The organism is Pseudomonas sp. H3_D04 (assembly GCF_054669175.1).
Genome location: NZ_CP162801.1, coordinates 3,624,404 through 3,638,108, shown reverse-complemented (window position 1 = coordinate 3,638,108; position 13,705 = coordinate 3,624,404). Strand labels below are relative to the sequence as shown.

The window sequence follows — 13,705 nt, the reverse complement described above, 5'->3', positions numbered from 1 at the left end:
TATTAACTGGGGACCTCTGATCAAAGAGTGATTCTGGGTAGTCCCGGTGCGGGCCTACCTTATTGCGGAAAAAAGGCGGCAGATTTGTCGCCCATGCACACCACAAACCTCGCATAAGTTGGTCAACTAATCCTGGAGACATAAATGCCAAAAATTACTTTGAAAGATGGCGTACTTAGTTCTGACAGTTATGTCAAAGCAACTCGCCAATACACCTGTGGCAAGGGAACAGTCAGTGAGTTGACGTTGGACATGCCGGCAGGCCTGACTGTTCAGGGAGCGATCAGCGTAAATGCCCACTGCTCTTGTTGTGGAGAGAAGGTAGAAATCCCAACTGGGAAACACAGTGTCAATAGCGATGGCGTCCTGATCACCGAGTAGCCTAACGTCGCTCTGTTAACGCTACCTGCTCAAGATCACTCGGTCACCACGCTGAGGTAGGGGAAAGTCGCGGAAAAGCTCAAGCCCAGCCCCTGCTGGGCTCATGCAGTGAAGCGGTGGTCCGATTCGCCGATGCCATCGGCTTGTGCAATTTTTCGGTCAAGATGAGACGCGTCGCGTGGATAAATCACGGGTATAAAAGCCGCCTTTCAGGGGCGGCTTTTTGTGCCTGTCCGGTTAGTAGCCGTGTCGGCTCGCTCACACGGAACGCGTCGTGCGAAATGAGCTTACACAGGTGGCCAGAGTGGTCGAGACTTGCCCATCAGGCGAATGGTGGATCTACTCTCAACATTGGCAGACAGGCGATGAAGCCGCTGTGCCGGAGAGAGGCTCGTGTCGTTGGACTCGGGCATCCTAATGTCCATTGGTATCGAGTTGATCATTACTACGACGAGTTGCACAAAGTTCGGAGTACGGTTGTTAAAAATTTTTCTTTAGAAAAAGGGAGTTGCACCATGACAGCATTCAAATGGCTGGTGAAGGATTCCCCCTATTGAGTCGCCTTGGCTGCGCGGCACAAAAACCTTTGGGGTCAATAAGCCCGTCATGTTGATCGATCAGTTCGGCGGTAAACAACCGTATCTGATCAACCAGCAGTATCGGGAAGAGGGCGAGTTGAGTTATCCGGCCTGCGCTAGGGTCGTGGTCGACTCCAATTTGTTGGACGGCATCGCAGGATTAATGTCCGGTGAGGAGATAGATGATGGCATGCGTGGTTTTATTGAATTCGTCTCTCGCGAAGGCTGGGATATCAACGCCGGCTTCTTTTTGACCGAGCAGTATGCGAAATCAACACGTGCGAATTTCTTGCTTCATGCTACACGGCGGTTACGTTTGCTTTATCGATTTCTAGCCATGGACACCGAGTATTTTCTGACGACGGGCAACGTCCGCCTGCTCCCGGCTGCCGTCGCGCATTATCTTGCGAAGGAAGGCGTAGATTCCCTTGATGAAATCGCCGAGCAGCACGTGCAATCATTTATCGCAAACCACACCCAGCGTGAGGCCCTGGAGACTGTTGAAGTTACCGAGATCGCATTACTGAAGATGGTTCTATTACGCGAATTTGAAATGCGAGGTTCACCGCCTGCGGACCAGTACATTGCTTATCAGCGCTTCATCAGCGCTACGGTGAATGTTTCGCTTGCCCGGGAAAGCCAGTTAGCCTTGCACTATTTCAGCGGGCAAGCAGGCTCTCTGCTCGGAATCAAGGAGAACACCTCGCGTAAAAAGGCGCTCAGAAATATTTCCGCTACAGCGTGGGACTTGCTGCTGCTGAGGACGCCGGAACTGTTATTGAAGCCACCAGTGAGTGGCGGTCATGTCGAGATAGTCTTTGTGGCGACGCATGAGCAGAAGCTGGCCGAGCTGGCACAACTCATGGCAATACATACATTGTTCCCTGGCACGACCCCCATCGTTCAATACGATATGACGAAGGTACCGGATGACATCATCGATACCATTCGAAATGAGTTTGATGGGCAAATGGTGAGCCCGATTTTACGGAAGGGACCACCGAACATCCCGACGGGGCTGCGTGATGCGCTTAGTCATGCCCTTATGGAGCGATTGCCGCCTACGAAGGAAGTTTGAATAAGAAATTTGTTAGATGGACATTTTGCAGCTAGAGAAATGTTCATTCCACATACCGTGCCGCGGATGTGCAATGCCTTGCCGATAATAATTATTCTCATGCTGCGGATTGTTTCTCAACCGGAGCTGAGTTCACCGTTATCCATGTCGCGTAAATATTCGATGTTTTTTGGATTTGGCAGCGTTTTTCTGCTCACAACAAACGAAGGCAAGGCGCTAGATTGCCCATTGTGACATTTTTCCGAGAAACTGCTCCTGATTGTCGTTGAAACCCAAGAAAACCGGGCAATTTCAGAAAGTATTCGCGATAGCTGAACGACCCTTGTTATCAAGTGTATAAATAGCGCAGTGTGACTTTAGTCTGGGAGCAATGATGTCGAAGGACGCGATAGCGGAAATATTGGCCAAGAGCGGACCAATGCTCAGCAGCGAGCTTGCGAAGATTTTGGAGGCTACATATAAGTTGGCAGCTCCGGCAGCACGCAAGCGTGTAGAGCGCGGCTGCGATGATATGAGAAAGCTTGGTCATTTGGTTTTCCCGCATCGCGCCCGGTTTGTCTACTTGCGTTCCGATTACGGTTCGCCAAGATTTTTCTCGAAGCTGATGGATGCGCTCCAGGAGACGAACAGTACGTATTACCAAGCGCTCCAGGCTTTGAAGATGCGCTCCAACATAATGATGCGTTCACACTTTCTCATAGCCTGTGGGGCGCCAGTCGCTCAGCTAAAACACATTTCCGCGCATACTCTCCTTGAGCGTTTGATCAGTGCAGATCTCGTCAAGGAGGTCACCCTCCCGGGTGGTGATGTATGCATCGTGAGGTGCGATCAGGAGATGTCTCTCAACGACGGATTCACACTTCCCCGACTTAAAGCTCGAAATATTTGTGAGCGAGTGGCGCTCTTGGCAGTTAAAGACTGGGCGCGAAATTTGGGCCTGGTGAGCTACGAGGCGGTCAAAACGCGTGAAGACGACGGTCTTGAGAAGATGCCTCAAGTAGGCACGTTCCAATGGGATATGGCCGGGCCGTCTTATCTGTTCCCAATGCGTTCCTACACTGAAGCCGCTGGCGTTAAAGGAGGCTTTTTTGTTTGCGACATTGCCTTGAATGGCAAGGTAACAGCCAAAGAGCTGAGCGCGTTCGTAAAAAAATGTACGACGCTTCGAAGCCTGAAGAAGGTGAACCGCTGTCTTCAGCTTTTTGTAGCCGAAGAGTTTTCAATGGAAGCGTTCGCGCTGTTGAAAAGCGAGGGCGTCATTCCGGCCACAACAGAAAACCTCTTCGGCCTAGAAGTCGCTAGGGTCCTTAAGAATTTATGCTCGGTGCTCGAGAATACGGCGAGGCTTCTGGATAGCCCTGAGACTCTGGATAAGATTTTCAACGTCCTTTCCCGAATCGAAGGCGCCGCCTCCACGTTACGAGGCAGTCTGTTCGAATTTGCGGTGGCTCTGATTGCCAAGACCAGCTTTCCAGGTGGCGATCCTGAGGTAAATCGCAAGGTCAAAGATAGCCTAGGACGAGTAGCTGAAATTGACGTCTTGATTGCCAGAAGAAATCGAGACGTAGTGTTCATTGAGTGTAAGGGGGTTAACCCCATGGGCAATGTTGACGACGCTGAGGTCGTGAAATGGCTTGATGAGCGGATCCCGGTGATTCGCGAAGTGGCCAAGCGTCACTCAGAGTGGCAAGACCTTACGCAGCGTTTTGAAATTTGGAGCAGTGGTCGATTCACGCCCGAGGCGCTGCTGATGATCTCGGAGAGAAACCTTCAAACTCAAAAGTACGAGATCGTTGCCAGGGGCTCAGATCAGGTTTTCGAGCAAGTCTTGGGTAGTAACGATGCAGGGCTGATCCGCACCTACGAACAGCACTTCATCAACCACCCTTTGAAAGAAATTGAGATGAGCCACGAGCGAGCGGCCAGAAAAAAGGAGCGGGACAAAAAGCGAGCCGCGGTTGAGAACACTTCAGTGCCAGCTTCCCCAGCGCCACTCATATCTGTATCAGCTTCCGGGGCGGCGTAGTGCTGCTGGTATGGTAACGGCGCCTCCTTTTTTACCCAGTGATGCCAATGTGGTATTACTGGGTTAATATACAGCTCTATCACTGGTGTTCGCTCAAGAGGACTGTATGGCTCCTACTCATGGCATCATCGAACTCAGATCGCTTGTCGATCTCCTCTCCCTGTTCAAAATCTGCCCTGACATCACGTTGACCAAGGAGCAGTACAGTCACCCATTACGCCCATATCGCTTGATCCAGCCTGAAGCCAGTTGCCAATACCAAAAAAAAGGTACGCGCTGTTCGAAGATGCATCAGCATGGCTTTGTCGTCGAACTCAAAGATGGCTCTAACGTATTGATCGGTCATTGCTGCGCCCACAATCACCTGGGCCTTCATGACGCTGAGGTCAAAGGCGCGTTAAAACAACTTTCAGCTGCGGAAAAACGAAATATTCGCCGCCATAAGGTGGAGACGTTACTCCTCCAGCGGGATGCGTTTGTTGAGCGGGTAAGAACGGCAAATATCAGGCATCGCGGGCTATTGGAAAGAATTGACCACCTCATGCAAATCCTTCCCGAGCGTGTGGGTGACATCCTGCGAACTCGGTGGAAAAGCAGCCAGTTGGAAGTGCGATGGGACTATCAAATCATCAAAAAAGGGATTGATGAGAAGGGTAAGTCCTATGAGGAGCGTCACTGGTACCCCCATTCCTTCGGAAATCTCAAAGGCATGGGGTTATGGCTACAATTGGATCAACAGAGGTACCAGGAGCGTTTGTTCGATTTTCGCCGCTTACTTGAAGCCATTCCCTCAAGTACTCGTTTGACCAATGCACAGCTAGAACAGGCAGAGGCTGTTTTCAACCGACTGAATGAGCTCGCAGTCATCGAGAGAGATATACAGTCCCAGACGAAGCTGATCGACGAATTCCTTAATCCCGCCAATCTGGAAATGGTTATCCAGTTGACCAGCAATCAAAAAATCCGCGCGGAAACGGTGCTCGCCGTGTATCAGCTTCGAAATGAGCCTTGCGGCATGCCTCCTGAGAAATACGTAGCCGAAATCGACCGAATGCTGAAGCAACGATATTCCGCCGGAGCAATACGAATCTCTGAGTGATTCTTCTCGCCCCGCGTCAAAGCTCGGTTCGCCGATATCGACCTCTAGGGCAGAGCGCGCGGGTCCTGCGTTGGTGTAGGGGGCGGGTTGGTGTTTTGCTGGTCGATGAGCTGTGCTCGAGAAATTCGCCAAGTCCAGATAATCGTGGTGAGCATGCAGATGACGGCTACGATCATGGCAATCGTAATTCCTGTAATGCTCAGCAGAAAACCTAATACGCCATCTATGTCTGCGCTTTGCCCCACCGTGCGCTGTAGAACCATGAAACGAATTCTGGCTGCGATGTCGGCCTTCATTGCGCCGAACGCCGCTTTCTCTATGTTCACATCTGTGTCACTGGGCATCATCTTGAACGTTGTCTTGTAAAGCTCCACTGCCGTGCCGCAATAGTAATTGAGGTTCGCATCATTATTTTTTGATGCATCGATGCAAAGCTCAAGGTAATCAATCGTTCGCTGGTCTTGGTTTTCGGCAAGCATGAAACCGTATTTAGCGTTATGTTCGTTGGAGCTTTTCCGGTACTCACCTAGCAGGTAGGTAAGATATCCAAGGTAGCTACCTAAGATGACAATTCCCACGGTGGCCATGAGCAGCACCCTAGTCAGTACGCGTTTCGAGGCCTTGAGCGTAATCTTTTTGGCTAGCTTTCCCAGAAAGCCTGCATCATCAAATCCATCCTTAATGCTGCCCATGTAGTTCCTTCAACAGTTTCGTGCTTATCTTAGGTGGCCAGCATTCCTGCCTGCACGTGAGTGGGTGAGTACACCCTACGCCAGGGAGAAGTGAAAAGCGGCACGACTTTGTGCCGCTTAGCAGGGGCTTACCAATCCAATAGCTCGTCTTTGTTTTGCACCCAGGCCTCAAGGTGACGTCGCAGCGTTGTGAGCGGGAGTTCGTAACCGGGGAAGTCGGCTGGATTGATTGACTCGCACCGTGCGATGGCGATGTCTAGTCCGACGAATGTTTCAATCGTATCTCTGCTGAACATGTATTGCACTTTGCCCACTCGATCGCCGAGTACGTGGCTGGTCCCAGAGCTCATCAGATTTGAGGCCATGATCGTGAATTTCTGATCCGTACCGATCGCACCCTGTAACCACCTTCGTGGCTCATCAACCGATCCGGAGTAGTTCTTCCATCGATAAAGCAGTGAAGCAAGGTCGGGCTCTAACAACAGCGCGTTATCGTCTGCTGCTCGACTCCGAACCAACTGCAACCAGATAGCCTTCATCGCTTCGACCGTCGGTACATCAAGCGTAGGCTTGAAATCAGCCTTGTCTTTATGATCTGCAGGGTCACTGAGATGAACGAGGATCGCGGCCACGGACAAAGCTTTGGTCTCCCGAAAAGCCTCGACTGCTAGGCTACCGCGCTTGTCCTCGGGGATGGCCTTCAAAAACCATGATGTCGTCCTCCATGCGCGAACCCATGGCGAGCTAAATGGATCACCGTCATCGCCAACGAATTTTTGTGCGATGGTAAATAGTCCTGGAAGCAGCACTGCAGCATTCTCGACCGGCAGCCGATTGACCGATTCGTCGAGCCTCGCCACGAGCGCAGGGAGCAGCCCGTCTTTCTCGATTGCCGCGATCGAAGCGGCCAGTTGCTCTTCCGTCAGCGCTGCATTGATGAACTGAGTGAAGCGGCGTTCTGAAATTTCACCGAGTGCGGTCTGCAGTTCGAAATACCGCGGGAAAAATCGAGAACTGCACACTTGCTTCGCTTCAGCCCATTGCTGTTGAAAACCATGGTCGTAACGAGGGCCGCCCATTGCCCACTCGACCTGAGGGAACAGCAGCTTTAAGGTTTCCTTGGCCAGCTCGCGGCGTTCCTCCGTCACGGTGTTGAGTAGATCCTTAATGGCTGCTTCCTCTATCGGCCTTTTGCCGTCTCCCATGTGCCGACCGCCCTGCAGCAGCAGAGATTTTTCCAGAAAAATCGTTTCGTGCAGATCCGGCTCGAAAACCCGAAGTGTTTCCAAAACTAAGAAATCCACGATGTTTACTTCGAGCAAATCACCAGACGCATGCAGCGGTAGATGGACCGCCACGGAGGAGACCAACCGATGGGCATCCCGCATGTTACGAAGCCGTGGTTGAATGGAGCCAATTAATGCATTGCCCCAGCGGGTCTGATCAAAACCGTTTTTCTCTGTGGCGTAGGAGTTCGCCAATTGCGACAAATTTTCAGTGAAAATCCTATGCACCATATGTGTTGGCACCATGGGAAGATCGAAGCTCGCTTGGACGATTTTCTCAAGAAAGGCTCGACCATCCCCGTCTGCTACTGGGTTCAGTGCGCTCTCCACGATGCTCGGCTGGAACAGCAAAACGAAAACGATGTTGGGGAGGTTCGCATTGGCTTTAACCTGACGAAGCAGCACTCGAATCTGGTCTGGTTCGAGCCGATCTATGTCGTCGACAAAGACGATTAGCGGCCGTTTCAATTCGCGGAGACGCTCCTCTAGGGCTTTACGGACTTGATCGAGTGATTCGTTGCTACGGTCCCGTCCTAGATGACTTAACCAGCGACCGAGTAGTGATATGGCAATAGCTATCCCAGCCAGAACACCAGCGACCGTCGCTGCCGAGGGCAAGTCGAAGCCGATGGAGGAGGCAATGGAAATCAAAGATGCATTCGTGAGTATCGTCGTAATCTTTTGTTGCGAACCTCCAGCCTGCTTGAGCGGTGCACTTCCGCCTGACAGTATCGCGCCGTATTTCCGAAGGGTCGCGGCGCGCTTCAGCGCTTCCTGGGAGTTATCGCCGCCCAGTCTGTCCGCGATCTGGCCGAAAAGTGCTCGGCTGATGGCGTTTCCGTCACCCCACTGCCACGGGTTGAAATCCAGCCAATTGGAGTGCTTGTCTCTGGCCTCAAGCTGTTCAATGACAAGGTGTTTTAGGGAAGATTTGCCAAAGCCCCAGCCACCGCGGATCGCAAAGACCCGCCCTTCACGAGGGCTAAGCTCCGACAGCACGTCCGCGATGCGAGATGCATAACCTACTCTGCGCAGACGGTCTTCGCCCTTAGTACGGATAGGAGCCTCTGTACCTATTTCCATCGGCGGTGGTGCTAGAGGGACTACGCTCGTTATCCCTCGTAGGTTGGCAAGCCAATGCTTCACAACGTTCCACAGGTCTCTCAAATCCCTGAGCTCCAATCCAGTTCCTTAACCTTTCAATGCACAGCAATCTAATGCGGGACCTCCAGCACATGAACAGCAGGAGTCACACTGCTGATGCTGGGTGCCAGGATTCTTGGTGTGTGAGCCCGGTTGCCGGAAATTAGGAAACCTTTCGCCATCAACACAGGGAGTGTAATGGGCATGAACGTCCCTATGCACGACCTGAAAGCCCCTCGGCGATTTGGCAGAGTAAACCAGCTAACTCGATAAGTAGCCACCCGGGGCGCCTGTTCGAATTTTGGGCAGGAAAATCTCAGCTGTTTTTGAACCAAGCGTTGGACTCGGCGATTGCCAGCAAGCACATACCCAATGCGCGTGTCTTGGCATGAGGCTGTTGGAACCCCAGGATGTAGCGTGGGCGGTTCAGGAGGGACTTGAGGTTATCGTCGTATTCGCTGAAATCGGCTGCGCGGCCGACCATGTCGTGAATTTCCGGCTTGTACCACTGATAGCGTTCGGGCAGGCGGAAAAAGTTGGCGAAGTCATCCCATTCTGGCGTATTGCCCTTGACTTTGAGTTCGATGTCGTCCTCCTTAAGATGGCGAATGTCTATGCTTGAAAACTTCGTCTCGAAGGACATCTGGGACGTTGTTGCCGGATCGAATGGATTAGGCAGCGTTTTACTAGGGCAATTATCGAGTTTTACGCTGGAGTTGCACTGATGGCACGAGGGTACGAGGTTCTGGATCGATACCGCGAGATAAGGGTAGCGCGACTTGGGAAGGTAGTGGTCAAGTGGCGGGCGGAGTGTCAGGGAGCCTTTTTTATTTGCGTTGTGGTAGTTGACATGCTGTAGCTGGCAATACGGACAGATGCGAAGCCCGTGTTTTGTTACAAGTGCGTAGGCATTCCAGTCATCGTTTTTTTGAATGAACATGGAGTAGTCGAAAAGCGATGCTATTTGGGTGATCAGCTTCTGGAAGGAGTCGTTATACTTGTTTTTTGAATTCCTTTTTGGGCGATCTTCCAGGTACTTCTTGAAGTTGGCATCCACGTCGTCTACTTCCTGGATAACTCTCCATAGCTCGCTCGGAGTGCCTATCAGCAGCACGTCACGGTGCTTTTTCAATAGGTCGACAATGTCGCTGGTGAAAGCGGGAAAGTCATTGCCGTATGGTTTCGTCCAGAGATTCAGCGCAGAGTCGAAGCGGGCGCCCAGAACCTTCCGATGAAGGTCGAGGGTAGCGCTGTCGAGCGCCTTAGTCTTGAGCATTCAGGTTCTCCAGATGCTGATGAAGGCGCTGCTCCACCTGCTCCCTGACATCGTCATTGGAAAGGCTTCTGGCAATCTGCAGGGCTTCTCTGAGCTGTTCGTCCGTCGAGTGCTTGGATTTCAACGTGGCGGAGATTTTGGCTATGAGCCCTGCGCTGTAGTCTCCGCTAAACTCCTCGACGTTGAATACACCAGAGAGGGTCTGCTTCGGGCTGTAGCCGAACGCGTTTTTCAGGCGCTTTTCCTCCAGGTCGAACAGCCTGCCGGGCGGCGAGTCGGCAGCGACGATGAGCGAGTGCGTGGACACCAGCAGGTGGAGCTTGCTGGCGGCACCGGGGAAGGTATGGGTGAACTCCAGCAGGTGGGAAATGTATTCCCGTTGCCAGCGCGGGTGCATGAACATTTCCCCTTCGTCGATGCACAGCAGGAGGGCGGAGGCGTCGCTGTCCTTTTCGAACGCGCCCAGTGTCATTGCCAGTGAGCAGTACAGCGACATCATGCTCGCCTGGCCTGAACTGAGTTCATGAAACGACCAGCGCAGAAAACCCAGTTTCGTCAGCTTTGCGACCAATCCCGCGTTGCCACGGATCAAGTTGCCGATCTTTTCGTCCAGGAAGGAAATCTTGGCAGTACGCCGCCAGCTTTCATTATCTTCGAATAGCGCGCAAATCAACTGATAGCCATTAAACGCTTCCTGATACCTTTTTCTCAGGTCTGTATTGGTGAAAGCGAGGTAGGAAAACTTTGCCCACGTGTCCGCACTAGGCTGCGTAGCTGAGGCCGAATGGTTGTAGAGCATTTCCCGCAGTTCATCGGTAAAGCTGTACAACTCACCGGCGGTATCGTTCTCGGCACTGTCGAGAATTATGAAGCTGAGCGCGAACCGCTCTTCCTGGTCGAGCGCGCGGCTTGCGGCCTTTACGCTGTTATTGCGCAAGGAGGGTGACTGTGAAATCTCCTTCCTTACCGATGGGAAACTGTAGGTTTTCAGCAGGGAGAAAAGGTCGGGTATGCTCGCCTTCATTTCCACCTTGGCATTGGCAACGAACGGGGCCCTGTTTCTCAACAACTCATAGGCGAGGAAGGTTGAGGGTGCATCGAAGCTGACCTGGCTACCGAAGCGAGGGCTTATGTCGAGTACGCCACGGGCTTTCAGTCGGGCTCTTCGCAGGCTCTCGAAAGGCGAGGTGGTATAGAACGCAGTGGTGATTGCCGGTGCTTTCTTATGAACGATCCCCTCGAAGGGGGACTGCACCGGGACCTTCTTCAGAGAGTCGCTGCGGGCCAGTTTCAGCCCGTGCTCGTCTTCCCACAACAGGCTGAGCCGGGACTTGGGCGTCCATGCCGCCAACCCCTGACACAACGTTAGGAGCAGGTCGGTTTTTCCGCTGCCGTTCTCACCGAACAGGGTGGTGAAGGAGGCGAGGTTAAGTGACACGCCCGGGTGTTTTTCGGTGCTTCGGCTGATTTTGATCTCACTGGCTTGTCCGCTTTGTGGGTTGTTGCTCAGTTCAACCGAATATTCCGAGGTCAGCGCAAGTACCGTGAGCTTGCTTGCTTCAAGGAAAAAAACGTTATGGATTTTCAACGTGTTGACTGGCAAGGCTTTTCTCGCTTAGGGTCGGTGATCGTTGCGCAATGGATGATATACCGGGTATTTAACAGGTAATAAAGGCCATATGCCACTTCGGCGCCCGCAGGCGTTTTCATCTGGTGCCAGGTTCCAGATGCCAGTCAACTTCCCAAGCGTGGTGTTACAGAAGTACCGCCGAAAAAATCATGGCCCCAGCGCTCCAAGAATATCCTGACGGGATTGAACCGCGGATACGAGTAGCCTCGATTTATCAGTGTGCTATGCGGATCGGGATCGCGAAATATTCGCAGGTGCAGAGGACGGTGGTTGTCGAACGTTATCTAATTCACGATAGCTGCATTGATGCGACGTTGAGGATGGGAGCTATCACAGTCGGGCGACGTTGACCGCATGGGTTCGCCAAACATAGCCTGAACAGGGTGACGACTATAATTTTGACAGTCGACAAGAGTGCGTGCAGGCTGTAGCTGAAAGACTTGGTATATGCAGGCCGGCGCAGCTACTTAGTCTGGAGGCTACCGAATCTATAAAACCAAACAACGTATAGGTGATGCGGCCAAGCCTTGACAAATTGAGAAGGGTGCTCGCTAGAAAAAAGCGATCACAGTCGTGTTGTGAAGTTCATTGGACAAACGGATGCCATTAGTCGGTCCGCTTTGTGTTATCGCTGAAAGTCCCGTTCCTTGAGATACCGAGCCGCAACCCTGAGAAAGGCGGCTCTTCTGGTGAGAGTCGCTCTATGGGCTACATTCGTTGGTTTCTAAGCACGTAACCTTCTGCCATACGTATTGCCTACATTTCAGAGGTGTTGAGGAGGGGCCAGCGACGGGTACTACACCCAGTTTTTCCATGTGACTGACCGCTTGTTTTGAGGTTAAGCAAAAGGTTTTGGCAAGCTCACTTCCCAAAATGTAGGATTGCTTGAAATGCTCGATTGAATCCAAATTGATCCGTTGTGATGTAACACCGTTTTTGAATTCAGCGTTCGAATTCAGCAGCCCGTAACGAATGAGGGTATAGGCCACGTCGTTCGTAATACCTAAAATTTTGGCAGCTTGCGCAACGCTTAGCGATTGAGAAGCAACTGTTCGCCTCATATGCGCGCTGAGCCAGGTCTGCCATTCATCACTTTCCAGTCGCCACTCCCCAATCACACCGGCGTCCGATTTAGCTTTGAATGAAACCGATAAGGTGCCTTCCTGAATTGCTTTGAAAAGGTGAGCTACCCCTTCCCCTGAAATGAAGGGGTGACGGAGTGCATCACTCAAGGAGAGAGTGCTCGAGCTTGATCGTCGATATTTGATGCAAACATTGGAGATGTCGAACGAATTTGTATCGATCCACCACGATTGTCCCGCTGCGGGCCGGCCGCCTCGGCAAGTAAAACAGCCGTTTTTGCATAGCACTTTGATGGTATTGACTGGCAGCTTTAGTTGATTGGCTGCTTGCGCAATATTTAACAAGGGAGGCAGGGTGGCGGCGAGGTGCCTGGCTTGTATCAGATCAACGGCAATCGTCTTATTGCCGCATGCAGAGATGCCTCTATATCCGTGAAGTTCGCCTTCGGCGATCAACCTTTTTAGCAATGGAACGTTAAGGTTGAGTGTTTTTGATGCGACCTCCAAGGACGCCAACTTCTTTGGTTCACTGCGTAAATGGGAGCCGGGATGCGAATTGCCTCGGGCACAGTCTGGATGAAGTGAATGTGTTTCAAGCTCAGAACGAACAAAATCAAAGGCGTGACTCGTGAGCCCTTCATAGATATTCATTCTCAAACGATCTGCATGTCTTGCCGCTGAATTCCTCTTGGCGGTTGCAATACGTGCATCCAGTTTTTGAAGCGAGCAATGAAAGGAAGCTGGCCAGTCCGACAAGAGTCGGCCGGCCATCGAGGTCATTTGATAAACGTTCTCTACCTGGCACAGGTTGTTGGTTCTCTTCGCAAAGGTATTTTCAGCGGTGCATCCAAGAGCTGCTAACCACATTGCAATGCAGTGAAGATCCAGGGCATCCAGTTGATCGATGGGGGAGTCGCCGTCGGAGTCGGTGCCCCTCAGTCGCTTTTCAAATTCACAACACAACCACACCGCCTCTTGAGAGGCGATGTGGTGCGCTGTTGTACAGTTGAAGATTGAGGCACCACAACGCAGGCACTTTTGGCATTCGATGGTTTGAAGGTTGAAAGGATTTGCGCAATGATGGCACCGATCCCTAAGTAAAATGTTATGTGAAGCGCATACAGTGTTCAGTGTCAGATCCCAGGTCTCCTTGATTTGTTGATGCTCCGAAAAGCAGGAGGTGCAAATTTTGGGTTTTAGACAAGACCACGTTTTATTAGTGGTTTGAGATGTCAGGTATTCATAGGCTGATCTCCAGGTTTTTGGGAACAATGAGTCCGGAAAAATGTTCGGCTGTGTAGAATCCCTAAGGTGTGACACGAGATCTGTTAACTTTAAAAAGTTGGCAGCAGCTACTCGTTGCAGAAAATTCGTCAAGCTTTCGCCAGGAACAGCACTCAGGCCAACTGTTAGGCCGAACATCGGTACTCTCTC

General features: G+C 51.9%; 9 protein-coding genes. 4 read left to right on the top strand and 5 right to left on the bottom strand.

The features are described 5' to 3' along the window. Nucleotides 1-144 precede the first annotated feature (144 nt). The 4 genes from AB4N91_RS16845 to AB4N91_RS16830 all read left to right on the top strand — a co-directional run bounded on the left by AB4N91_RS16845 (nucleotide 145) and on the right by AB4N91_RS16830 (nucleotide 5,162). Nucleotides 145-381 (top strand): hypothetical protein, encoded by a 237-nt coding sequence (locus AB4N91_RS16845; protein WP_460111231.1) that lies wholly within the window; start codon nucleotides 145-147, stop codon nucleotides 379-381. A 606-nt stretch (nucleotides 382-987) separates the two neighbouring features. Continuing rightward, nucleotides 988-2,037, top strand: a complete 1,050-nt coding sequence (locus AB4N91_RS16840; RefSeq protein ID WP_460111229.1) for a hypothetical protein — start codon at nucleotides 988-990, stop codon at nucleotides 2,035-2,037. A 418-nt stretch (nucleotides 2,038-2,455) separates the two neighbouring features. Then, nucleotides 2,456-4,063: a hypothetical protein gene (locus tag AB4N91_RS16835; protein ID WP_460111228.1), complete on the top strand. Its 1,608-nt coding sequence runs from the start codon at nucleotides 2,456-2,458 to the stop codon at nucleotides 4,061-4,063. Between the two features lie 106 nt (nucleotides 4,064-4,169). Next, nucleotides 4,170-5,162 carry an ATP synthase subunit B family protein gene (locus tag AB4N91_RS16830; RefSeq protein ID WP_460111226.1) on the top strand — a complete coding sequence of 331 codons (993 nt, stop codon included), beginning with the start codon at nucleotides 4,170-4,172 and terminating at the stop codon, nucleotides 5,160-5,162. A gap of 44 nt (nucleotides 5,163-5,206) precedes the next feature. Here the strand turns inward: AB4N91_RS16830 and AB4N91_RS16825 are convergent, their stop codons facing one another. The 5 genes from AB4N91_RS16825 to AB4N91_RS16805 all read right to left on the bottom strand — a co-directional run bounded on the left by AB4N91_RS16825 (nucleotide 5,207) and on the right by AB4N91_RS16805 (nucleotide 13,693). Next, on the bottom strand, nucleotides 5,207-5,854 hold the full coding sequence (locus tag AB4N91_RS16825) for a hypothetical protein (RefSeq protein ID WP_460111223.1): 648 nt from the start codon (nucleotides 5,852-5,854) through the stop codon (nucleotides 5,207-5,209). A gap of 128 nt (nucleotides 5,855-5,982) precedes the next feature. After that, a complete protein-coding gene (locus tag AB4N91_RS16820; RefSeq protein WP_460111220.1) occupies nucleotides 5,983-8,223 on the bottom strand; it encodes a KAP family P-loop NTPase fold protein in 2,241 nt (746 codons plus the stop codon). Between the two features lie 376 nt (nucleotides 8,224-8,599). Continuing rightward, nucleotides 8,600-9,559 carry a hypothetical protein gene (locus AB4N91_RS16815; protein ID WP_460111217.1) on the bottom strand — a complete coding sequence of 320 codons (960 nt, stop codon included), beginning with the start codon at nucleotides 9,557-9,559 and terminating at the stop codon, nucleotides 8,600-8,602. After that, nucleotides 9,546-11,162: an ATP-binding protein gene (locus AB4N91_RS16810; protein ID WP_460111216.1), complete on the bottom strand. Its 1,617-nt coding sequence runs from the start codon at nucleotides 11,160-11,162 to the stop codon at nucleotides 9,546-9,548. Before AB4N91_RS16810 ends, AB4N91_RS16815 begins: the two co-directional genes overlap by 14 nt. Nucleotides 11,163-11,890: 728 nt before the next feature. Further along, nucleotides 11,891-13,693, bottom strand: a complete 1,803-nt coding sequence (locus AB4N91_RS16805; RefSeq protein ID WP_460111213.1) for a hypothetical protein — start codon at nucleotides 13,691-13,693, stop codon at nucleotides 11,891-11,893. Nucleotides 13,694-13,705: the final 12 nt, after the last annotated feature.

Excerpts from the sequence above, each read along its gene's own strand:
- AB4N91_RS16845 (WP_460111231.1), top strand. The coding sequence starts at position 145 with ATGCCAAAAATTACTTTGAAAGATGGCGTACTTAGTTCTGACAGTTAT.
- AB4N91_RS16840 (WP_460111229.1), top strand. The coding sequence starts at position 988 with ATGTTGATCGATCAGTTCGGCGGTAAACAACCGTATCTGATCAACCAG.
- AB4N91_RS16835 (WP_460111228.1), top strand. The coding sequence starts at position 2,456 with ATGCTCAGCAGCGAGCTTGCGAAGATTTTGGAGGCTACATATAAGTTG.
- AB4N91_RS16830 (WP_460111226.1), top strand. The coding sequence starts at position 4,170 with ATGGCTCCTACTCATGGCATCATCGAACTCAGATCGCTTGTCGATCTC.
- AB4N91_RS16825 (WP_460111223.1), bottom strand. The coding sequence starts at position 5,854 with ATGGGCAGCATTAAGGATGGATTTGATGATGCAGGCTTTCTGGGAAAG.
- AB4N91_RS16820 (WP_460111220.1), bottom strand. The coding sequence starts at position 8,223 with ATGGAAATAGGTACAGAGGCTCCTATCCGTACTAAGGGCGAAGACCGT.
- AB4N91_RS16815 (WP_460111217.1), bottom strand. The coding sequence starts at position 9,559 with ATGCTCAAGACTAAGGCGCTCGACAGCGCTACCCTCGACCTTCATCGG.
- AB4N91_RS16805 (WP_460111213.1), bottom strand. The coding sequence starts at position 13,693 with ATGTTCGGCCTAACAGTTGGCCTGAGTGCTGTTCCTGGCGAAAGCTTG.